Below are 23,761 nucleotides of genomic sequence, written 5' to 3' on the forward strand. Positions count from 1 at the left end.
TTACTATCCTATAGGCATGTAGGGCTTGCGCGATATAGCGAGATAGAGAAAAAAGTGAAAATGCGGGCGCACTAGGAAGGTAGAAATAGCAGCGCGCTAATCAAAAGGAGATCTATCTCGTATAAAACTTGTGCACTAGGCAGATAGATGGGAGGACTGAATACCTGCAGAGTTTGAATCAATGCATGAATCTTTAATTGGAGAAGTATCGGAATAAATCTTAAGTTGTGGAGAGAGGTGTGCTTACATGATAGATGATCAGGAAAATAAGCCGGTTACCCGTACAGTTTGCAAGGAGATTGGAGAAATGCCCCGGGAAGTAAGTGCAGATATATGTATTATTGGTGCGGGCCTTGCCGGTGTCTCCGCTGCTTGGGAAGCTGCACGCCTTGGTCGTAAAGTGATTCTGGTTGATGGGTTGCCGACCCTTGGTGGTCAGGCTGTCAATGCCCGAATCGGACTTTTATGCGGCCTGTTTGCTAATTATCCCAATACCAGCCAATTCACCCATGGGATTGCCGATGATATGCTGCGTGACCTTAAGGCAGAGGGTGCGCTTCATTTTCTTCATGGCGGCTTAGGATCAGTGATTTATGATGACCTGGCGTTGGCGCGTTGGATTGAAAAAGCAGTGCGGGCTGCGGGTATTACTGCGATTCTTGGCGGCATATTGCGAGCTGTTACCCGGGCAGGCCGGCGCATCAGCTCTGTAGATGTTGCCACTCGCTACGGTGAAGTGCGTATTAAAGCCACTGGGTTTATCGATGCTTCCGGTGATGCTGCGCTGACCTGGCAGGCAGGACTTCCCTGCCGTGAGCCATCAAATGGTTCTATTTATGGCTCGCATATGCTCGTGATTGACGGAATTGATGTTGCCCGGCAACCGTCAAGAGAAGATTTTGTTGCCAGGCAACAGGCGAAAGCCAAGGATTATGGGTTGAAGCGTACCGATGGTTTGGTATTCGTTTTCCCGGAAAAAGAAATGGCTTTTATCAACATGACCCATGTGGAGACGCCTTTAGAACCACTTGCCGCAACTGCTAAGGATCTGGCTGGCAAGGAACAGGCAGATGCCGTATTTAAATTTTTAAAACAGGAATATCCACTTGCTTTCGGTCAGGCACGTATTCGTGCGTATGGTCTACCCGGGATTCGTCAGACACGATGGATAGTAGGACGCCAGCAATTAACTGCCGCTGACGTGCGGGCAGGTACGCGTTTTACTGATGCAATTGCCCGGACCGCGTGGCCGATGGAATTGCATGCTAAGTCAGAAGGCTTCTCATGGCAGATATTTCCTGAAGATCACGTGCATTTTATTCCGTTTGGCAGCCTGACTCCGCCGGATATAGACAATTTAGTGGCTGCTGGACGTTGTATCGATGCCGATGTGGAAGCACTATCAAGTGTCCGCGTACTTGGCCCATGTATTGCTACCGGGGCGGCGGCGGCCCATGCTTTGGATCTGGCTGGTGAGGGTAGTGTGCATGGTATCGATATTGCTGCACTGCAGGGGCGGTTAAGTACCAATTTGCTATGAAAAAATGGTCAAAAGGTATAACAAAATGAGAGGGTGATTAGTATGAATGATAATCAACAAAGCCTGGTAACTAAGGCGGCGGTGTTATCGGTGGCCACTATGCTTTATACCAATAATATGGCTGGTCCGGCATTAGGGGCAATAAAGCAGGCATTTCCCAACGCTAGTTCAGTAACCATTCAACAAATTATTTCTATTCCGGCAATCATGATGATATTTGGCTCATTAGTCACAGCCCAGCTCCAGCGTGTTATGCCCAAAAAGAAAATATTGTATATTGGGATATTAATACAAATAGTTGCCGGGATAACTCCCGCCTTTTATGGTGATATGACGTTCATTCTGATAGTCAGGACTATTTTCGGTTTAGGTTTTGGTATGACATTCCCCTTGGCGTCATCTCTGATCGCCGATCTATTTGATGGCAAAGAACGCGACACCCTAATGGGATATAAGAGTTCGGTAGGAGCGGCGGCTGGTGTACTTTTTCAGATGCTTGGCGGATATTTGGCTGCTATTGACTGGCGGTATAATTTCTTAGGCTTACTTGTGCTTATTCCTGTTTATTTGCTGGTAATGTTCAAAATGCCTGAACCGGAAAAACGGCCACCGGTAAAATCTACAGGGGCTAATTTTGGGGGGCTAACTTCGAAAACCTGGTTGATATATCTTTTTAATATCGTGTTCAACATATTGCAGTTCTCTTTTGTGACCAACGCCGCTATCGTTATGGCTGCAACCAAGGCCGGCGGACCGGCTCAGGCAGGAGTGGTGCTTACGACATTTACAGGCGGTGCGTTTGTTGCAGGTATTTTATATTCACGGGTATTAGGGTTATTCAAGGCATATACGCTGGCTCTTTCTACCGGCTTGCTGGGTATTGCGTTCACAGTACTTGTTAATGCCGACAGCTACTCTTTATACATAGTAGGTTCTGCTCTATTTGGTCTGGGATTTGGGCTGTATAATCCTGAGATTACTATTAGAACAATTAAAAGTGCCCATAAGTCAGCTGCTACACTGGCAATGTCTTTCTTTGTAGCATCAATGGGAGTTGGAAAATTTGGGGCTCCCTTTTTGGTGTACGCTTCGCAGGTACTGGGTTTTCAGGGACCCAAAGCTTCCTGGATGGTCGTTGCGCCGACCTTCTTCATTGTTTGCGTACTGCTGATCCTGAGAAATGTCTTTGCGAAATCCAAGAATATAACAGAACCAGCAGCTTAGCTAATTAGCCGTAAGGTTAGCTTTGCCGAGAAAGTCGCAAGGGGGAATGGTGGATGAGATTAACTGATGATGAAAAAGCCATGCTGGAAGGTAAAGAAGGATTGGCGAGACAAAAGGCCATGAACTTGCTTGTTCGGTATGGTGAGGCTCTGGGTGCTGAGCGGCTGGTTGATACCAATAATGTTGGCGGCTATATGGTTGCTAAAAAACAACATATGATGGAATTTGGCAGCCTGGATGCATTGTTTTCTGAGTTTAATTTAGACAGCTCTGAGGTTGTTGAGTTCGCTAAAGATAAGGTCAAGGTCTTCAGTTGTCAGTTTGAAACGACCATGGATCCGGACTTTTGGGAAATACAAGGCAAATCCTCGGAGGATTACCGGCTTATGCTGGCCAATGAGGAATATCTCGCCCGTGGCGGCGTGGCGCTAATGTGTACCTGCACTCCCTATCTTGTTGGCAATGTACCGATAAAAGGCGAGCACTGCGCCTGGATGGAATCTTCAGCTGTTGTTTATATTAATTCAGTGCTAGGAGCCCGTACCAATGCCGAAGGCAATTCCAGCGCTACAGCGGCTATGCTGACTGGTAAAATACCGTACTGGGGTTTCCATATTGATGAGAATCGTCTGGGCACCCATCTGATTGATGTTGAATGTATTGTGGAGAGTCAGCTGGAGTGGGGCTTATTAGGTTATTATGCCGGCAGAATGGTTAAAGAGCGCGTGCCGGTCATTAATGGTATTAAAAAGTTGCCCAACCTCATTAAACTGAAACAACTTGGGGCAGCAGCCGCATCATCAGGTGGTGTGGAGATGTATCATATCCCTGGAATAACGGCTGAAGCGCGTACGGTAGAAGAAGCTTTCGGCAAAAAGCAGCCTGTTGAAAGGCTGAGCTTTGGGACCGCGGAAAGAAATTGGGCTTATGAGGCATTAAATGCCACCGGCAAAGACACTAATGTTGATTTTGTTATGTTTGGCTGTCCCCATGCTTCTATTGAAGAGATATGGGAGATATGCAAGCTGTTAGAGGGTAAACATATCCATACGAATACTGCTCTCTGGATCTTTACACCGCGAGGGTTGCGCGAGATCGCTGACCGCAATGGCTTTACCAAAATAATTAAAGATGCCGGTGGTGTTTTAATGAGTGACACCTGTCCAGCCCTGGGGCAGCTAATACCCAAGGGAGTCAAGGTAATGGCCACAAATTCCGGTAAGCAAGCCCATTACCTGCCTTCTGTCATGGGTGTTCAGGCCTGGTACGGAACAACCGGGGAGTGTGTTGATGCTGCCATAACCGGCCGCTGGAGGGGTGTTCTGAAATGAAGAAAATCGTACTACATGGCAGAAAAGTTGTAGGTGGGCTTGTAGAAGGGGAAGCCCTTGTTACCAAGGAGATGATTTCAGGCTGGGGAGGCATTAATCCGGCAGAAGGTACGATTATTGATGTACGGCATGAACTGCATGGACAGAGCTTCAAAGGAAAAATCCTGGTATTTCCAGGTGCTAAAGGCTCGTCAGGCTGGTCCAGTTTCTTTCACTATACCAGGCGTAATGGGAATGCACCGATAGGCCTGATTTTCAATGTGATGAATACCAAAGTAGCCTTAGGTTCGGTGGTCATTCATTCGCCTGCAGTTACCGATTTTGATCAGGATCCGCTGGCGATTATTGAAACGGGTGATTGGGTTAAGATTGATGCAGATAAAGGAATTGTTGAAATAACAAAAAGAAATTCGTAATAATGTTTCATGCCTCTGCCGGTAATCAATAGTACCGCAGGGGCTTTTTTGCAGTAGGTTATCAGCTACTTCAGCCGGAAAAAATCAATTTAATTAATTATATAATATTTCTGAATTTGTAAATAACGTTGCAGATTTTAAATTGCCTATTTGCTATGATTTAGACAAATTATAGCATTAAAAAATAAGGGGGTATTAAATGGCTGAGGGGACTGTCCAAGAACAACAGAGGATTGATATTGCCGGGCTCTTACAAAAACCATCGCGTAAATTTGCTGCTAATCTACTATTTTGGACGTTTTTTATTGTTACTTTGGATGGCTTCGATTTTGCTGCAATTTCGTTTGCCGCTCCTGATTTGATGAAGGAATGGCATCTTTCTCCCCAAACATTTGGTGTGATTTTTTCAGCCGGAACGATTGGTATGATGCTGGGTGCGCCTATCTTTGGTTATATTGGCGATAAAATCGGCCGGCGAAAATCTCTGTTTTTTAGCACCATGTGTGTCGGTGTAACCACAGGGGCCACGGTTCTGGCGAACTCTTTAGAGGTTTTGTTAATATTACGGTTTGTTAATGGTATCGCTATTGGCGGTGTGTTACCAGGATCTATTGTACTGGTTAGTGAGTATGCGCCCAAGGGATCGGGGGTTAAATGGGTGAGTGGAATGTTTACCGGTTATTCTGTCGGTGGCATTGCCGGCGCCTTGCTGGCCTCCTGGCTATTACCGCTTTATGGCTGGCAGTCAATCTTTGTAGTAGGTGGCATTCTGCCAATTGTAGCTGGGGGACTGGGTTATCTAATGCTGCCCGAATCCATCAGATTTCTTGCGCTAAAACCGGAGAATCGCGGCGAGATTGTTAAGATAGCTGCTAAATTGCAACCAGGGCTGCTGATTGATCCGGATGCCGAGTTTGTAATGCTGGATGAAAAGAAAGACAAAAAACAGCAGGGGAAATATTCATTCAAATTGCTCTTTGCTGGTGTTCTGGCCCTGATTACACCGTTGATTTGGTCTTTTTATGTTATAAATTCGGTAGCGCTCTATTTCCTTAAAGCCTGGTTCCCGGTTTTATTTGTAAGTGGGGGCCTTACTCCGGCGCAGGCAGCGCTGGCAACAGCCTGGTTTTCAACAGGAGGCATGATTGGCGGCTTATCTGTAGGTTGGGTTATGGACAAATATGGAATGGTATATGGGACGATCTATCCTCTGGCTGGTGCTGTTGTCACCGCTTTTCTCGGGTTTACATCAGGACTTGGTTTAATGGTTATGGTGTTTTTATGCGGACTGACGGTTGTCGGAACCCAGTATATTCTGACCGCATGCACCCCTTTGTTTTATCCGACTGAATACCGCACTCAGGCTGATGGAGCAGCACTGGGTATCGGCAAAATCGGTGCCGTTCTTGGTCCGGCACTCGGGGGATTGTTGGTGGCACTGCAACTGCCGACACAAACTGTTTTTTTCGTAGTGGCAGTTCCGGTTATTCTGGGCGCAATGCTTTGTTTCCTTCTTACCCGCATGTACAAACGCCATTACACAAACGCCGGAGAGTAAATAATATGAGCCACATTTAATTATTTATAAAAGAACAAAAAATGGAGGATTTGCTAATGAAAAAAAATCTTATCAGGTCTCTTGTATTTATATTGGTTTTGAGTATAACTGGTACTGTACTGGCGGCACCGGAGAATCCCTTTGGTGATGTGCCGGTTAAACACTGGTCCTATGACTCGGTAAGTAAGCTGGTTGAAGCCGGCATTATCGATGGTTATGGAGACAAAACGTTCAGGGGAGATAAAACTCTTACCCGGTATGAAATGTCGCAGCTGGTTGCACGGGCCATGTGGAATGCGGATAAAGCTGATGCAGAAAACCGGGCAGTGATTGACAAACTGTCAAAAGAGTATGCAAGTGAATTGGAGAGTCTTGGAGTAAAGGTTAGCAAGCAAGCTAAAAAAGCAAGCGGTTTGGTAATGAGCGGTGATGCCCGGCTGCGTTGGATTGATGATGGCAGCGGCAACACAAAGTTCGCAGAGCGTTTCCGGATCAATATGAGTGCTGAAGTTAATGCTGACACTAGCTTTTATGGCCGTATTGTAGCTCTTAATCACAATGAACTGGGGACATATAAGACAAGTACCGACAACGACCGGTTAAATGTGGCTGATGCCGCTTTTACAACCAGAAATTTCTACGGGACTACCGTTACCGTGGGCCGGTTTAGCCAGCAAATGGACCCGGGTGGCTACTGGATGAATACTACCGGTGGTGTTGACGGTATAAAAGTCACTGCTGGTAACAAACTCAAAGTGACTGCCGGTTTTGCTAACTTTGGACCTTATTCTGCTATGCAAAAAGGCAATTCGATAATTGACCCGGTCACAGGGACAGCCGAAATCAAAGACGCCTTTTTTACTCAGGCTGTTTACCCGTTGAGTGATACTACTACTGTTGGTGGCTGGTGGTTTAAAGAGGAAACCGGTGAAGATAGTAAATTTGACGTAAAATCGATACATGTTACTACTAAGTTATCGCCTGACTTCACCCTGGCAACCGGATATGGTAAAAACTATATTGAAACTAATGGTAAAAAGCCGACTTTTCAACAAACCCGTCTAACCTACGGTGCTGTGAGCCCCGCTAAAGCAGGCTCATGGAGTTTGGCAGCCGAGTTCCGCAAGTTTGAACCTGGTGTCAATAACAGTATTTACACTACATCTATGGTTGGATCTGTGAACGATGCCAAAGGCTGGGGTATTATTGGCAGCATGGCAGTAGCCAGGAATATCACCTTTACTACCTTCTATGGTTTTAACGCAAAAAAAGTATCCACCAACGCTGATATCGACAACTATACCCGTTGCCAAATTGATTATTTGTTTTAGAATTATTTAACCTGCAAAAAGGCCGCTTGTTATTATTATTACGCGGTGGCCTTATGCCGATAAAGGCTAACATGCCAGCTTCTGGAATACCAGAAATATTAAACAAAGTAAAGGGGACAAGAAAAGATGAAAAGAGAACTGCGCAGTAACTTTGCCATCGGCAGCTTACGATGGGCAACGCGGCGGACTATGTGGCGGGCCCTGGGAATCACCGACGAGGAAATGGCAAGACCCAAGATTGCTATTGTAAATTCATCATCCAATCTGGCAGTTTGTTTCAGCCACCTTGATGAGATTGCCAAAAGAATGCGGGATGCTATTCACGCTGCAGGTGGGCTGGCGTTCGAGGTGCGTACAGTGGCACCAAGTGATTTCATTACCGTTGTGGGCGGTCACGGCGGCTACATCCAGTCTGCCCGTGATCTTATTGTGAATGATATTGAAGTACAGGTTGAAGGTGCCTATTTCGATGGTATGATCTGTTTGGCGTCATGTGATAAGACAGTACCTGGTCAAATTATGGCAGCAGGACGCTTAAACATACCTACGCTAATCGTGGCTTGCGGCTACCAGCCGGCAGGAAAATATCGCGGCCAACACATCGATATTGAGGATATCTTTGTTCAGGCCGGACATCATGCCACAGGCAAGATTACATTGGAAGAACTGACAGAGATGACCGAGGTCGCCATCCAAGGTCCTGAGGTATGCCCGGGAATGGGTACTGCCAATTCTACTCATATCATGACCGAAGCATTAGGGTTAGCCCTTCCCGGCAGTACGCCGGTGTTGGCTAACAGCCGCAAAATGTGGGATACGGTGCGTAAAGCCGGTGAAAGAATTGTCCAAATGGTATGGGATGATGTGAAACCGCGTGATATTCTGACACCGGAGGCTTTTGCCAATGCCACAATGTTAATGCTGTCAGGCAGTTGCTCTATCAATACGGTAAAACATCTGCAGGCAATCGCTGCAGAGGCAGAGTGTGACGTGGATGTCTATGCATTGTTTGAGAAGTATGCCGATAAGATTCCACTTCTGACAGGGGTTCGTCCCAATGGTGAACATACGATTGAGGAGTTCGAGGCGGCTGGCGGTGCGCAAGGGATGCTCAAGCAATTAGAAAGATTTTTGTTGAAGGATGCCAAGACCGTCACTGGCCAAACCTTGGGCGAGATTCTTAAAGACGTGAAGGTTGCAGATGAGGAGATCATCCGCCCGGTAGAGCGGGCACTGGCCTACCGGCCATCAATTGTACTAGTTAAGGGAACACTGGCTCCGGACTACGGCATTATTAAGCTTGCTGTTACCGATGACAGGCCGATGAAATTTACTGGGAATGCGATTATCTATCATTCGATGCAGGAAGGCATTGAAGGTCTGAAGAAGGGGGAAATCAAACCAGGCATGGTAGCCGTATTAAGAGGACTTGGCCCCAAAGGCACGCCAGGTATGGGGCAGGCCTCCGGCTTTATATTTGCCCTCGATGGTGCAGGCCTAACCGGCAAGGTGGCAGTGGTTACCGATGGACTGCTTTCAGGGCTTGTCAACAAAACTTTATTAGTAGGCGAGATATCCCCTGAGGCCGAATATGGGTTATTAGGACTGGTAGAAAATGGGGACCTAATTACCATCGATGTAGAAAATCGTGTTGTTAACCTTGAAGTGGCTGATGCGGTTCTTGCCGAACGTAACACCCGTCGGCAGAGTTTTCTTAAGAAAGAACGGGGCTGGCTGTCGATCTATCAGCGTTGCGTTTCACCATTGAACAAGGGAGCCGTTCTTTTAGAATAATGGCAAAACGCAATTAAGACAGGCGTGTGAAAATTTACCAAGCAATAAAGCAATAAAGCGGGAATCTACCAAAGCTGGTATATTCCCGCTTTTGTATATTATTTAATTTACCCTGTCTGTTTACACAACAGTTGAATGTACCTGTTTAGGTACATTCAACTGTTAGAAAATCTAAAAAAATGTTGCGGAATAGGTACATCCACAAACTAATAGATAGTCAGATAGGCTTGTGTATTTGATTTATTCTCAATTTTTCGACATTGGCATAAAAATTGCATATATATCTATGGGGGCGTAGAGAGAGCATTCAATAATATCATGGAAAGTTAACTTAAAAGGAGTATCAGCGATATGACTTTGGATGAGATTATTAACTCTGCCGAATTTTTTCGCGATCTTAATGCATTTGATTGTTCTGTAATGATATGCGATATTCAGGGAAAGATCCTTCATTATGTACCGGCAGTTACGTTTCATGCCAATGTAAAGATTGGTGAGATCGCACAGGGCGGGGCGATACTGGAATGCATTAAAAGCAAACAAAAGGTTGTTAAAGCGGTGCCGAAGGAGGTATATGGCATCCCGGTAAAGGCTATTGTTAAGCCGGTATTTGATGCAAACCAGGAGTTTATTGGCATTGTCGGTACTGCCATAAGCCTGCATACACAGGAAGTACTCCAAAATGTTGCTCACACAATCGCAGCTACTACACAGCAATTGAGCGTCACATCCGAGAACCTTACACTATCTGCTACTAAATTAGCGGATGACTTGATCAAAGTACGTATGGGTGGAGAGCGGGTATTGGCTGATATCAATAAGACTACAAATATCCTGCATTTTGTCAGCGAGATTGCCGCCAATTCCAATTTATTAGGGCTTAATGCGGCAATTGAGGCGGCAAGGGCTGGCGAGCATGGCCGGGGATTTGCTGTTGTTGCTGAGGAAATCCGCAAGATGGCTGTCAATAGCAGCAATTCAGTAAAAGATATTGCAGATATTCTGAAAACGATCCAGCATGATACTGGCTATGTTATCGATACATTAGCAAAAACAGCCGAGTTGGGCAGCCTGCAAGCGGCAGCAACCAGTGAGATTTCAGTTTCAATGCAACAACTGGCCTCAACTGCCGGTGATGTACAAAGGGTTGCCGAGACTGTATAGGGGTGCTTCATAATTTTAGCTGGCAGTAAAAATAATATAAATTTTTTTTAGGAGTGATTTTCATGGCTGATGTAATGACAGCAGAAGAAAGAATGGTGGCAACTATTAATCTTGAACCGGTGGACCGGGTGGTTTGTGCGCCCATTATCGAACAATATGCCGGGCAATTTGCCGGGATGACTAACAAGGAATTTCTGTGGGACTGGGATAAGGCCCAGGACGCCATGCAAAAAGTCTGGGAGGCTTTCCCCATTTGGGACAGTAATGCCTATATGCTTCACGGGCGTATTGGACCTGTGGCTACTAAATGCGGCCCGGGCCAGTTTAAGATGCCTGGCAAGGAACTGGAAGATAATGCTCAGTATCAGATTCATGAATTTGAAGCGATGAAGCGCGAGGACTATCCTATTATTAAGGAAAAAGGATGGCCGGAATTCCGGATGATATTCCTGGAGCGGGCTCATCAGGTTAGCCGGGAAGAAGTGGTAAAAGGTATGCAGGAAATGACCCGGCTGCGCCAGGACGAGATTGACCGTTCACTTGCCCGTGGACAAAGTCTGACCTGGGGCGCTATTATGGGTACCATTCCATTTGATGCGCTGTCCATTGTCCGTTCTATGGACCGGTTTTATAAGGATATGTTCCAGATTGGCGATCAGGTTGAAGAGTTGTTATGGATTATCAATGATGCCGTTATTGCCGGTAGTGAAGCTGCCGTAAAGGCAACCGGCGTTAACCGGGTATTCGTTGGCGGGGTCAGAGGATCAGGACAATTCATTGGTAAAAAACATTTTGAACGGTTTGTCTGGCCGCAGCTTAAAACGATGGTAGACCGGTTGGTCGAAAAAAATATTGTCCCTATTCTGCATTTTGATGCTGACTGGACGAAAAATCTGGAGTATTTCCTGGATTTGCCGAAAGGTAAATTTGTGCTCGAACTGGATAGTGCTACCGACATTTTTAAGGCACATGAGATTTTGAAAGGCCATTGCTCCATAAAAGGGGATGTAGGTGCGGCATTGTTTACTGTGGCCTCCCCCAGTGAATTAGATGATTACGCTAAAAAGCTGATCACTACATTCCGCAATGGTGAAGGGTTAATGTACTCATCCGGGTGCAATTTGCCAATGAATGCAAGGCACGAGAATGTCAAAGCCTTCTTTGATGCTGTTGAGAAATACGGAAGATATAATTAATTTATACATCCGCAGTAAAGAAGTTTGCAGGCGCAGGCGGGTGGTGTGTTATAACGCTCCACCGCTGGCGCTTGACTTCTTTGTTGCACACAACTCTAGATATACAAGGAAGAATATTGTGAATAATCAAAATTGATAGATTAGCAGGACGTTGTTGGTTTATGTCGAATAATGTAACAACGATAAAAATCAGAGAGGGTGATGTTATTGCCGCGTAAACCCAAGCAAGCGGGGCGAAATTATCAACTTGCCAAACAGAATTTGGATCAGATTTTTGATATGCTGCCTGATCCAATATTTGTAACCGACCGACACGGCAATGTGCTGCTTTCCAATTCTACCACTGCATTGACACTCGACATATCCTTGGATCAGCTTTTGAAATCTAATGTGCGTGATCTTGTGACCAATGGCTATTATACCAAATCATATGCCCTGGAAGCGGCAGAAAAGAAGAGTGTAGTTTCAGGTGAGCTCATTACCAAACTCAACATCAGGCAGTTATCAACAAGTACACCGATCATAGATGAGGACGGAAATGTTATTCTGGTCCTAACAACCGGTAAAGCGATGGATCCTGGAAGTATGTGCAGCAGTCCGGAAAAACGTGAACTGATTAATCGCCGCAAGCGAGAGGTTGAATATCTGCGCAGTTATGTACTGGACCGGGATACTGTGGTCGCTGAAAGCAAGTCTATGCGCCAACTGCTGCTGCAGGCCCATACGGTTGCCCAGACAGATAGTACTGTTGTTCTGTATGGCGAGACAGGTACCGGCAAGGAAATCCTGGCTAAATACCTGCACCGTCACAGTAAGCGGGCCGGTGAGGCGTTTATAGCCGTCAATTGTGCGACATTCCCTGAACATCTTGTTGAATCAGAACTATTTGGTTATGAAAAAGGGGCTTTCACCGGGGCAAGTGCTGACGGAAAAATAGGCTTATTCGAAGCTGCCCATCGAGGCACACTGTTTCTGGATGAGATTGCAGAAATGCCATTGTTTCTGCAATCGAAACTTCTACGGGTTTTGGAGACTTACGAGGTACGGCGTCTGGGGAGCCATATTGACCGGAAACTGGATTTCAGATTGATCGCTGCCACTCATAAGGATCTCCAGAAGATGACCTATGATGGGACTTTTCGAACTGACTTATTTTATCGTCTTAGTGTTATACCACTTCATATACCGCCACTTAGGGACAGGCCTGAAGATATCGTGGCTTTATCTTTTAAATTTTTTGAAGATTTCAAGAAAAAATATGGACCGGAAATTCAATTGACTCCTGACACATTGGGATCATTTCAGAAATATAACTGGCCGGGTAATGTGCGGGAATTAAGAAATGTTGTAGAACGATTGGTAATTAGCAGTTTGCAAAACTATCCCTCTGAACAGCTTGTTCTTGATAACCAGGTTCATGGACTCGATTCTCAATATGATTCTTTCCGGTTAGCTGGACTTAACGGGACGTTGAAACAAGTGACGAGAGCTTTGGAAGAACGCTATATCTATCAAGTGCTAAATGAATGTGGGGGCCGGATGGGAGAGGCAGCAGACCGGTTAGGGATTTACCGTACTGTTCTTTACCGTAAATTAAAGGCATTTGAGAAAGAAAGAGATGCAACAAAATAATAGAAAAAGACTGGATGTACTGTTTAAGGTACATTTAGTCTTTTTTTTATAGCTTTATATGTAGTCCCTAAAGACGTTTGCAGTTGCAGGCGGGTTAGACGTTTGCTTGGATGTACCTGATTAGGTACATCTAATTTTTTAAAATGTTAGAATTGTTGCAAAAAAGGTACTTAAATATAATGTGCTAGTTGTAGCGATGCGGAAGATCCGTTGATTCTGCAGGGAAGCCAGGGAAAGTTTATTTTTGGCATAGAAATTGCTTATATATAAATACGAATTACTTGCAAGAAAAGAAAGGGGAGATTTAGAGTGTCAAAAATTATTACCGCCGACCAGGCTGCGGCTTTGATTCAAGATGGCGTGACTGTGGCTGCCACCGGGTTTGGCCTTGCTGCCTGGGCTGAAGAAGTTGCGCAGGCTATTGAAAAGAGATTTGTGGAAACAGGTCATCCCCGGAATATAACGCTAACCCATGCTTCAGCAATCGGTGACTGGAAAGAGCGGGGGACAACCCGGCTGGGTAAAGAGGGGCTTGTTAAGCGATGGATTGGTGCTCATATTGGATCATCAGCAGGGATGTCAAAACTCCTGGCTGAGAATAAAATAGAGGCCTATTGCCTGCCACAAGGGGTTATTGTTCAACTGTTCCGGGAGATTGCGGCTAAAAGGCCAGGACTTATTACTAAAATCGGTTTGGGAACCTTTGTCGATCCTCGGGTTGATGGCGCTAAGATGAATTCTGCCACTACTGAAGATATTGTTAAAGTAGTTGAGTTTGAAGGCGAAGAGTGGCTCTTCTATAAGACCTTTCCCATTAACGTAGCAATCATCAGAGGTACTACTGTTGATGAACATGGTAACCTGACTATGGAAAAAGAGGGAGTTCTTATGGAAGCGCTTCCCTTAGCCCAGGCAACGAAAAACTCCGGCGGTATTGTTATTGTACAGGCCGAATATCTGGCAAAGGCCGGTTCCTTACATCCTAAGCAAGTGAAAGTTCCCGGCATTCTTGTTGACCACATCGTGGTGGCAACCAAGCAGGAGTCTTGCTGGCAGACCGAGGGCCTGTATTTTAGTCCAGCGTTTGCCGGTGACATTAAAGTTCCGCTAAACAGCATTCCCGAGCTGCCTATGGATGAACGGAAGATTATTGCCCGTCGCGCTGCCATGGAATTAGCCCCGAATACTATCGTCAACTTAGGTGTCGGTATTCCCAGTGATGTTGCAGCGATAGCCGCTGAGGAGAAAGTAACAGATTTATTGACATTAACTACAGAAGCTGGCGGCATCGGGGGCGTTCCAGCCAGTCTGCCTCATTTTGGTCAATCTTATAACGGTGAGGCCGTGGTCGAGCACCACTCCCAATTTGACTATTATGACGGCGGCGGCATCGATGTGGCTTTTCTGGGACTGGCTCAAACCGATAAAGACGGTAACGTAAATGTAAGTAAATTTAAAGGCCGTCCTATGGGGTGCGGCGGCTTTATCAATATTACCCAGAGTTCTAAAAAAGTAGTTTATTGTGGTTCTTTTACCGCTGGCGGACTGGAAGTTACGGCCCAGGACGGCAAGCTTGTCATTGGTAAAGAAGGTAAAAGTATGAAATTCATCAATACTGTTGAACAGATTACCTTTAGCGGCAAATATGCACAACAGGTTAAACAACCGGTAGTATATGTTACCGAACGTGCTGTATTTGTTTTAGAGAATGGGCAAATGACCCTGACTGAGATTGCTCCTGGTATTGACCTGGAAAAAGATGTCCTGGCGCTTATGGATTTTAAACCTGTCATTTCCCCTGCGTTGAAAACCATGCCCAGTGAGATTTTCCAGCCTAAGTGGGGGCAGCTCAGGCAGATTGTCGAAGCTAAAACGAAAGGATGATAAACCATGGTTGATATGACGCTTACCCCTCTGCAGCAGAAGGTGCAAGAATTGGCAAAGGCATTTACGGCTGAACATATCATTCCCGTAGCCGAGGAATGGGATGCGAAAGGTGAATTTCATGAATTCATCCTGGAAGAGGTTAAAAAGGCCGGGTTAAATTGTATGGCAGTGCCGACAGAGTATGGCGGCCCTGGTTACGATGCTGTTACTCAATCGGTCGTCGTTGAAGAATGGGGTTATGGTTGTGCTGCATTTGCAACTACTCTTGGCGGCAACGGGCTGAGTTCTTATCCTCTGGCTATTGCCGGCACAGAAGAGCAAAAGCAATTGTACTATGGACGGCTGGTTGCCGGCGGTATGGGTGGCTTTGCCCTTACCGAACCGGGTGCCGGTTCGGATGCAGGCGCTTGCGCTACTACTGCTAAATTAGATGGTGATGAGTGGGTACTTAACGGGACCAAATGCTTTGCCACGACTTGTGGCTATGCGAACATCATGGTTATATTTGCATCTACCGATCTTAGCAAAGGGGTTAAGGGCCTAAGTGCGTTCATCGTGGAAAAAGAGCGCGAGGGTGTTATCGTCGGTGCAGTGGAGCATAAAATGGGTATTCGCAGCTCCAATACGGTGGAGCTTATTTTGAAAAACGTGAGAATTCCCCAAAATCACCTGCTGGGTAAAGAAGGCGAAGGCATGAAAATTGCCATGAAAACGCTTGATATGGCCAGGCCTATCGTAGCTTCGATGGGGGTAGGCATCGCCCGCCGGGCTCTTGAGGCAGCGATTAAATATGCCAAAGAATACCTGGATGTGAATGGCAAGCCTATCGGTACCCATCAGGCTGTGGCATTTAAATTGGCTGATATGGCAACCCAGGTGGAAGCAGCCAGACAGTTAGTCCGTAATGCCCTCCGCCTGAAAGACGCTGGTGTACCTTACACCAAGGAAGCTGCTATGGCTAAGACCTATGCCACCGATACTGCGATGCGGGTGACCGCAGATGCAGTAGAACTGATGGGATATTACGGTTACTCTCAGGATTCCTTCGTGGAAAAGCTTATGCGTGATGCCAAGGTCACCCAAATTTACGAAGGCACTAATCAGGTTCAACGGATTGTCATATCCGGGCTGTTGCTTAACTCGTAAGTAAGCTGCGGCAAAGAGAATAGGAGGGGTACGCATGAGTTACGCATTAACAGAAGAGCAACAACTGATTCAGCAAAATGCCCGGGAATTTGCTCAGGAATACATAGAACCGGCTGCGGCCGGAATAGACAATACGAGCCTATTTCCGGAAGAAATAGTTCAAAAGATGGCTGAACACGATTTCCTCGGGATATTTATGCCGGGAGAATATGGTGGTGCTGAGGCCGGATATCTCAGCTATGCGTTAATTGTCGAAGAATTGTCACGTGTAAGCGGTGCTGTCGCGGCTATCCTTATTAATCACGCGTCCCTGGCAGCCTATGCGATTAACCAGTGGGGTTCGGCTGAACAGAAACAGAACTATCTACCCTTTTTGTGCAATGGTCAGAAGCTGGGCGCTTTTGCTCTTACTGAGCCTGGCGCTGCTCCGGGGGCAGGCGCGCATAAGGTTGTGGCAGTTAAAGACAGTGATGGCTATGTACTAAATGGACGTAAGTGCTATGTTGCCAACGGTGGTGTGGCAGGTGTGTATATTGTATTTGCGCTAACCAATCCCGAGGCTGGAGCCAAAGGGATGAGCGCTTTTGTTGTTGATAGTAAAACTGCCGGACTATCGGTAGCCCGGACTATCGAAAAAATGGGCTTGCGTGGTTGTCCGTCCGCTGAATTAATATTTGAGAATGTAAGAATCCCGGAATCCAGCCTGCTGGGAATTGAAGGCGCAGGCCTGACTATTGCCTCAGCTGCACAAGCTGTTGCCAGTGTGGCTGAAGCCGCTATGGTGGTTGGTATTGCACAGGCTGCGATGGTAGATGCTGTGAAATATGGCAAACAAAGAATCCAGTTCCGCCGCCCTATTGCCAGCTTCCCAGCCATCCAAACGATGTTGGCAGACATGGCTACTAACATTCACTTAGCCCGGCTGGCAGTGTATGATGCTGCCACGCTGATTGAAAGTGGAGAATCGTTTGCAAATGAAGCCGCGATGGTGAAGCTATTTGCTGCCCGTATCGGCCAAAACGCATTGATTGATGTTATTCAGATTGAGGGTGGCTATGGATATAGCCAGGAAATGGTTGCTTCCCGGCTTTATCGCGATGTTAAGGGAGCGATTATTAAGGGCAGCTCGGCTGACTTTCCTGAAAAAACAATAGCCGACGCATTGCTTGCCTAATTATAAATACGACACTTTACTATATTAACAACGCTTCACCGCTGGCGCCTGATTTAACGCGTTGTATGTAATTTGAACCGGAGAGGGTTGTTTCACCCTCTCCACAAAGAGAAAGGGGAAAACCATGCAAAAGCTTCTTGTCTGCTACAAGTGGGTACTAGACGAACAAGACATTAAAATAACCGGCGATTTGTCCCTTGATACCAGCCGGGCTAAATACAAAATCAGCGATTATGACAAAAATGCAATAGAAGCAGGAGCACTCCTGGCTGAACAGCACGGCGTCAATGTTGAAGCCCTCACTTTTGGCACCGCTGCGGCCAAACAATCCTTGAAAGACGCCCTGTCCCGGGGACTGGACAAGGTGTACTGGATTGGCGATGCAGTGGCAGAACAGGCAGATGCTTTTGTGACTGCCAACGTATTGGCCGCTGCTATCAAAAAAGCCGGGCAGTTTGATCTGATCCTGTGCGGGGAAGGCAGCGCCGACTCCTATAGCCAGCAGACGGCTCCCCGCCTGGCAGCTCTACTTGGCATTCCTGCCATCACCTTTGTGCAGCAGCTTACCGTTACTGACGGCCAGGTAACCGCTACCCGCAAACTGGGCGATTGTACAGAGGAAGTAACCGTCACCGGTCCGGCCGTAATCAGTGTTTTACCGGAAATTAACAAACCACGGATACCAGGCTTAAAGCAGGTGATGGGGGCTGCCAAAAAACCTTCCGAAGAATTGGCAGTAGCTGATTTAGGTCTTGCCGCTGAAGCGTTGGCGCCTAAGGTGCGCAGCTTGTCGGTGAAAGGCTATGTCATGGACCGGAAAAAAGTCATTTTTAAAGAGGCTGATCAGGCCGATAATGTTGCCAAGTTAGTTGCCAGCCTTGCCCAAGCGGGCCTGTGCTAGAGGAAAGGGGTAAAGAACATGCCAGGAATTTGGATCTATTCAGAAGATAGCGCAGTGGCCAGACAACTCTTGACCGCTGGTCTCGAACTCAAACAGGCTATGCATCAGGCTGTTGCCGTACTGACGCTCAGCAGTGAAGACGCACCGGCTTTTATTGCTGCCGGCGCTGACAAAGTATATGTAGTAAAAGGCAACAATCCGTGGCCTGAGAGCTATGCCAAGGCTGTAGCCGACATCGTGGTCAAAGAGGAAGCGCAGGTTGTATTGGTTGGCGGAACCCTGCGGGGCAAAGATCTGGCAGCCACAGTAGCTGCCACCCTGAAGGCTGGTCTTGTTACCGATGCTTTGAGCATTAGTTATGTTAACGATGCCATTGAAACCACCCGTTTAGTCTATGGTGGTTTGGCTGTGCGTACTGAATCGGTAGCACTGCCGGCACTTGTTACCATACCAGCCCGGACCTTCCCTGAAGCAACCGCACAGGGCGTTGGTCCAGGCGAAGTGGTGACTGTCGAAACAGCCAATGCTGACGCGCGGGTCGCAATCACTAACGTTTGCCCCATTGTTCGCCATGGCGCAGATATTGCAGCCGCTGACCGTGTGGTTTGCGTTGGTCGTGGTTTAAACAAAAAAGAAGATCTGGCACTGGTCGAAGCGCTGGCCGCGGCTGTCGGGGCTGAAATCGGCTGCACTCGTGGTATTTCCGAAGATTATCACTGGCTGCCTAATGATCGCTATATTGGAATTTCTGGTCAGAAGGTCAAGCCCGAACTCTATATCGGTATGGGAATCTCCGGTCAGGTACAACATGTGGTGGGGGTTAGGGATTCCAAGGTGATTGTTGCCATTGATACCAATGAAAAGGCCCCGATTTTTGAAGCAGCTGATTATGGCATAGTAGGAGATCTCTACGAAGTAGTACCCTTACTGACCAAAGCACTGCAAAAATAGCTAGTAATGTCGTTTACCATAGGGGGATTTATACCATGTCAGCTGATGAAAAATTTGATGCCATAATTATCGGCGCCGGTCCGGCCGGCGCTGCCTGCGCCTACGTGTTAGCCAAAGCAGGTAAAAGTGTTCTATTGGTAGAGCGGGGTGTAAGTGCAGGCAGTAAAAACGTCACAGGCGGACGTCTGTATACGTATGCACTGGAGTTGGTCGAGCCCGGTCTGTATCAGCAGGCTCCACTGGAACGAAAAGTAGTCAGGGAGCAAATTATGATGCTTGGACAAAACAGTGCAGTCACAATGGATTATGCCGACTACAGCTTCGGGGAAGGGGTTCCCCAGTCCTACTCAGTACTGAGGGCTCCCTTTGATGAATGGTTTGCTGCCCAGGCCGAAACCCAGGGCGCCATGCTGGCTCCCGGAATTGTCGTAGATGAACTCATTGAAGCCGATGGCAAGATTGTCGGTATTAAAGCCGGTGACGATGAAATCTACGCAACAGTAGTCATCGCGGCCGACGGAGTTAATTCCTTCATCGCTCAGAAGGCCGGATTACGAGACGACATTACCGCTCATAACGTCGGAGTGGGGGCTAAAGAAATTATCGAGCTGCCGGAAAAGATCATTGAGGACCGGTTTAACCTGCAGGCAGGAGAAGGGGCAGCCCGGGTGCTGATTGGCTGTTCCGGTGGTGTGCTCGGTGGTGGCTTTCTCTATACAAACAAAGGAAGTATTTCTTTGGGGGTGGTGCTAAACCCGGAAGATCTGGCCAGGCGAGGCAAAAAAATTCATGAGATTGTTCAGGACTTAAAAATGCATCCCGCAATCTATCCGTTGGTCAAAGATGGGACAACCACAGAATATGGAGCCCATCTTGTTCCGGAAGTCGGTTATCATGCTATGCCGAAGAAACTCTACCGGGATGGGTTAGTGCTGGTAGGTGACGCTGCCGGTATGGTGGTGAATAGCGGTACTGTTCTCCGGGGGATTGATCTGGCCATCGTCAGCGGGGTAGCCGCGGCGCGGGCAATCTTAAAGAACGCTGAAGAGAGTAATGTTGGACCAGCTTATCTGCAAGAGCTTGAAAACCTCTCGCTCCTGGCTACCATGAAGCTTTATGCTAACTTCCATGAACTGATGAGTAACCCGCGGATGATATCTGTATATCCGGCCATGGCCAATGACATGATGAAAACATTGTTTGCTGTGGACGGTAAGCTGCCGGAGCGCATGGACAAGGCCATGTTGAAGGTGTTGAAAAGGCATGTAACATTCGGCCAGCTCATTGCTGATGGTTGGAAGGGGTTTAAAGCCATATGACTGTAAAAAAGCTTTCACCTGAAGAGCTTCTGGGATTGAACAAATTTGCTGTAGATGAAGAAGAAGCGCATATTGTCCTGGATAAGACTATTTGTGCCAAGTGCCAGGAAAAGCCCTGTCTTGTTGTCTGCCCGGCAGTGCTCTATACCTTAAAAGATGGCGACATGAATTTTGATTATGCAGGGTGTTTAGAATGCGGTACTTGCCGGATTGTGTGCAAAGACAAGGGCATTATTAAGTGGACCTATCCGCGGGGTACCTTTGGTGTTGCTTTCCGCTGCGGTTAATGCAATCTAAAAAAGCAGTGTTATGTATCTAGCAAAATCTTGCTGGATACATAACGACGAAATTGACAGAAACATAAGAAAATACTGGCAATAAATTCAGAATTAATTGTGAGGGGATTAAAAAATGGAAAACAAGCAACCGTTCTATGGCTGGAAACTGGTAGGGGCGCTGTGGTTTTTGTATCTTCTTAACATGGGTTTCCCCCTGTATGGTGGTGCAGTTATTAATACATATATGCTAAAAGAGATTACCATGGAGCGCAGTGTTTATGGTTTGGGCTTTACATTATTGAACTTTTTCGTAGGTGTTCCGTCTATTTTGGTTGCTGCGGCCATCGGCAAATGGGGCGTTCGCTCAACCTTCGGCATTGGATCGGCTCTGATTTTGATAGGAACCTTGTGGATGGCCTTTGTTGCCTCCCAGCCCTGGCATTACCTTGTGGGGTTTGGCGTGATCATTGGTTCAGGGATTGGTTTTGGTACCATTGTACCGCTATCTACGGCAGTAACCCGCTGGTTTAAACAATATCGTGGACGGGCTATGGCCATTACCTTAACTGCTTCAGGTTTTGCCGGTTTTCTGGGAGCGCCGCTTATGAATAAGGTGCTTGCCGCTAATGGTGGTGACTGGCGTCAGGCTTGGCTGATGGTTGCCGGCATTGCAATTGTGGCAGCAATAGTTGCCTTTTTGACAGTAAAAGAAAGACCCGAGGATTTGGGCCAGCTTGTTGATGGTATCGAGGAATACGCAAGTGGCCAAGGTGGCCAGGCTAATTCGCTGGCGACCAAGTTTAGCTGGACTCCCAGTGAAGCATATGGTACACGTGCTTTCTGGATGATCGTTGTTGGTTCTTTTGCCTGCCAGTTTCCATTCTTCTTTTTTACCGCTCACTGGATCCTGCACTTAAGGGGCCTAGGTATTAACCCGGCTGATGCCGCGTGGGCGATGGGGCTCTTCACGATGGGCGGTATTGGCGGACGGCTGATTGGCGGTTGGCTAATGGACAAAATGCCAGCCCGGTTTGCCTTCATGATGGGTATTTGCTGCTACTTTGTAGGTTCTTTCCTGGCTATTAATGTTACGGCCGGTTCGCTGATGGTCGCTTTTGCCGCTGCCATTCTCTACGGCGCCGGTTTTGGCTGGACATTTGTCTGCTTAAACACCATGGTAGGCAACTTCTTTGGCCCGGTAGCCTTTCCCAAAGTAAATGGGATGATGCTGCTTTTATCCGCGCTTGCGTGCTCGCCGGCCGGGATGGTTGGCGGTAAACTATTTGATATGTTTAAAAGCTATACCCCTGCTTTTTACTTAAATGTCGCTATCTGCATAGTGGGAATATCTGCCCTGTTTTTTGCCACCATGCCGCAGAAAAAAACTACTGATTCAACAATCAAAGCATAACAGCAAACAAATCCAGATGTAAAAGCAATTAAATAAAAAAAGGTGGGCGATAATTATGAAAAAAATGCAAAAAACAAAAAAATGGCTGGCAATTGTACCGCTGGCGCTGCTGTCGATTACTATGGCTGGAACCCCTGCATTGATCAATACAGTGCATGCTGCAGCTGTACAATCCTTCGGTGATGTTCCTGCCGATCACTGGGCCTATCAGGCTGTGGGCAAGTTAGCAAAAGCCGGGTTGATTGATGGGTATAACGACAAATCGTTCCAGGGAGATAGGACCTTAAGCCGGTATGAATTTGCCATTGTTGTGGCCAAAGCCATTGATAAGCTTGAAAAAGCCGATGAGAACAATCAGAAACTCATTGATAAACTCTCTATTGAGTTTGCCACTGAACTTAACCGCCTGGGGGCACGGGTGGCCAAGGTAGAAGCTAAAACGAATACCTGGGTCGGCGGCGAAACCCGGTTCCGGGTGGTAGGCAATGATCCTACCCCGGCAGGTTCAAAGAAGTTGTCTGGATCGGACGCGTTTGAATTCCGGCAACGGATTAAATTTTGGGGAAATATCAACGATAATATGTCGTTCTTTGGTCGTATTGCTACTTCCGGCGGCAATAAATTTGGCAATGCCGAATACAGCTCCGGCTCGGAAATTGCTCTCGATCAAATGAATATTACTGCCAAGAACACACTGGGGTTTGACTCGATTCGTGTCGGACGCAGCGCGCTGGACTTCATCACCACCGGTTTAATTGGTAAGCCAATGAATGTGGACGGCATTTTACTTACTGACAAATGGGACAAACTCAGCTTTAAAGGCTGGACAGGAGATATTAAAAGCAACAAGTGGGATGCGAGCAATGCCAGATATAGCGATAATGAAGCTTACCAGTTTACCACTGGGCAATTAGGCTATGCGCTCTCGAAAAAAATCACGATGTATGCAGGCTACTATTGGGCGGATGTTCCGGGAACCAGTACGCCTACCGGCATGGGTACGCTCAATACCAATACCGGTTCTTTTGACAGTTCAAAGGGCTGGACATCCTCGGTAGTCTACAAAATGGGCCAATATACACTGCTGGGCGACTATGTAGGCAGTAAACTGGACGGAGCGACTAACTTGCCAGATAATCCCAAAGGCTGGGCTGTTCAATTTAGCAACAGCCAGGCGCCACCGGCCATGTATCAGGCTGTCGGTTTGGTAAATTCGTCCAAAGTAGGCACGGATGCCTGGATGGTATCTTACCGCAGCGTGGATGCCGGCGCCCTTCCTTCCGGGGCGGGCGGCTTTGACACTACGGCCGTTGCCAGTCCCGGTCAGCCGTATAACGTGTTTACTCACACCACCGATAATGTCAATGCCTGGTTCCTGGCGTATCAAAATGTTGTAGCCAAAAATGTTGTACTGTCTCTCGAATATCAGGATATCAAAATTAAGGATAGAAGCTTAACGTCCCTAACCGATAACAAATTGGATAAAACTTACATGATGAAGTTTGAAT

General features: G+C 47.0%; 19 protein-coding genes. All 19 read left to right on the forward strand.

The annotated features are described in order from the left end of the window. Positions 1 to 247 precede the first annotated feature (247 nt). Entirely contained in the window at positions 248 to 1,540 is a 1,293-nt protein-coding gene (locus tag VN379_RS05520; protein ID WP_325531639.1) for an FAD-dependent oxidoreductase, read from the forward strand. A 42-nt stretch (positions 1,541 to 1,582) separates the two neighbouring features. After that, positions 1,583 to 2,764: an MFS transporter gene (locus VN379_RS05525; protein ID WP_325531641.1), complete on the forward strand. Its 1,182-nt coding sequence runs from the start codon at positions 1,583 to 1,585 to the stop codon at positions 2,762 to 2,764. Positions 2,765 to 2,817: 53 nt separating this feature from the next. Beyond that, the gene (locus VN379_RS05530; RefSeq protein ID WP_325531643.1) at positions 2,818 to 4,095 is read left to right on the forward strand and encodes an aconitase X catalytic domain-containing protein; all 1,278 of its coding nucleotides are present in this window, start codon (positions 2,818 to 2,820) and stop codon (positions 4,093 to 4,095) included. Further along, positions 4,092 to 4,511 (forward strand): aconitase X swivel domain-containing protein, encoded by a 420-nt coding sequence (locus VN379_RS05535; protein WP_325531645.1) that lies wholly within the window; start codon positions 4,092 to 4,094, stop codon positions 4,509 to 4,511. The genes VN379_RS05530 and VN379_RS05535 overlap by 4 nt, the downstream gene beginning before the upstream one ends. Before the next feature lie 199 nt (positions 4,512 to 4,710). Beyond that, positions 4,711 to 6,069: an MFS transporter gene (locus VN379_RS05540; RefSeq protein ID WP_325531647.1), complete on the forward strand. Its 1,359-nt coding sequence runs from the start codon at positions 4,711 to 4,713 to the stop codon at positions 6,067 to 6,069. Between the two features lie 56 nt (positions 6,070 to 6,125). Further along, positions 6,126 to 7,400, forward strand: coding sequence for an S-layer homology domain-containing protein (locus VN379_RS05545; RefSeq protein WP_325531649.1), 1,275 nt, complete (start codon positions 6,126 to 6,128; stop codon positions 7,398 to 7,400). Between the two features lie 126 nt (positions 7,401 to 7,526). After that, the gene (locus VN379_RS05550; protein ID WP_325531651.1) at positions 7,527 to 9,194 is read left to right on the forward strand and encodes a dihydroxy-acid dehydratase; all 1,668 of its coding nucleotides are present in this window, start codon (positions 7,527 to 7,529) and stop codon (positions 9,192 to 9,194) included. Positions 9,195 to 9,545: 351 nt separating this feature from the next. Further along, a complete protein-coding gene (locus VN379_RS05555; protein WP_325531653.1) occupies positions 9,546 to 10,358 on the forward strand; it encodes a methyl-accepting chemotaxis protein in 813 nt (270 codons plus the stop codon). Between the two features lie 62 nt (positions 10,359 to 10,420). Then, complete coding sequence (locus tag VN379_RS05560; RefSeq protein WP_325531655.1) at positions 10,421 to 11,554, forward strand: uroporphyrinogen decarboxylase family protein; 1,134 nt, start codon at positions 10,421 to 10,423, stop codon at positions 11,552 to 11,554. Positions 11,555 to 11,761: 207 nt separating this feature from the next. Beyond that, positions 11,762 to 13,186: a sigma-54 interaction domain-containing protein gene (locus VN379_RS05565; protein WP_325531657.1), complete on the forward strand. Its 1,425-nt coding sequence runs from the start codon at positions 11,762 to 11,764 to the stop codon at positions 13,184 to 13,186. A 309-nt stretch (positions 13,187 to 13,495) separates the two neighbouring features. Next, positions 13,496 to 15,070 (forward strand): acyl CoA:acetate/3-ketoacid CoA transferase, encoded by a 1,575-nt coding sequence (locus VN379_RS05570; protein WP_325531659.1) that lies wholly within the window; start codon positions 13,496 to 13,498, stop codon positions 15,068 to 15,070. A 6-nt stretch (positions 15,071 to 15,076) separates the two neighbouring features. After that, positions 15,077 to 16,219: an acyl-CoA dehydrogenase family protein gene (locus tag VN379_RS05575; protein ID WP_325531661.1), complete on the forward strand. Its 1,143-nt coding sequence runs from the start codon at positions 15,077 to 15,079 to the stop codon at positions 16,217 to 16,219. A gap of 34 nt (positions 16,220 to 16,253) precedes the next feature. Next, positions 16,254 to 17,393: an acyl-CoA dehydrogenase family protein gene (locus VN379_RS05580; protein ID WP_325531663.1), complete on the forward strand. Its 1,140-nt coding sequence runs from the start codon at positions 16,254 to 16,256 to the stop codon at positions 17,391 to 17,393. 124 nt (positions 17,394 to 17,517) lie between these two features. After that, a complete protein-coding gene (locus tag VN379_RS05585; protein WP_325531665.1) occupies positions 17,518 to 18,294 on the forward strand; it encodes an electron transfer flavoprotein subunit beta/FixA family protein in 777 nt (258 codons plus the stop codon). An 18-nt stretch (positions 18,295 to 18,312) separates the two neighbouring features. Next, complete coding sequence (locus VN379_RS05590) at positions 18,313 to 19,245, forward strand: electron transfer flavoprotein subunit alpha/FixB family protein (protein WP_325531667.1); 933 nt, start codon at positions 18,313 to 18,315, stop codon at positions 19,243 to 19,245. A 35-nt stretch (positions 19,246 to 19,280) separates the two neighbouring features. Then, on the forward strand, positions 19,281 to 20,564 hold the full coding sequence (locus VN379_RS05595; RefSeq protein ID WP_325531669.1) for an FAD-dependent oxidoreductase: 1,284 nt from the start codon (positions 19,281 to 19,283) through the stop codon (positions 20,562 to 20,564). Beyond that, positions 20,561 to 20,851, forward strand: coding sequence for a ferredoxin family protein (locus tag VN379_RS05600; protein ID WP_325531671.1), 291 nt, complete (start codon positions 20,561 to 20,563; stop codon positions 20,849 to 20,851). The genes VN379_RS05595 and VN379_RS05600 overlap by 4 nt, the downstream gene beginning before the upstream one ends. Positions 20,852 to 20,975: 124 nt before the next feature. Further along, on the forward strand, positions 20,976 to 22,253 hold the full coding sequence (locus VN379_RS05605) for an MFS transporter (protein WP_325531673.1): 1,278 nt from the start codon (positions 20,976 to 20,978) through the stop codon (positions 22,251 to 22,253). 55 nt (positions 22,254 to 22,308) lie between these two features. Beyond that, the coding region (locus tag VN379_RS05610; protein WP_325531675.1) for an S-layer homology domain-containing protein at positions 22,309 to 23,761 on the forward strand (1,453 nt) is incomplete at its 3' end.

The organism is Sporomusa sp., assembly GCF_035561255.1.
GTDB lineage: Bacteria > Bacillota > Negativicutes > Sporomusales > Sporomusaceae > Sporomusa.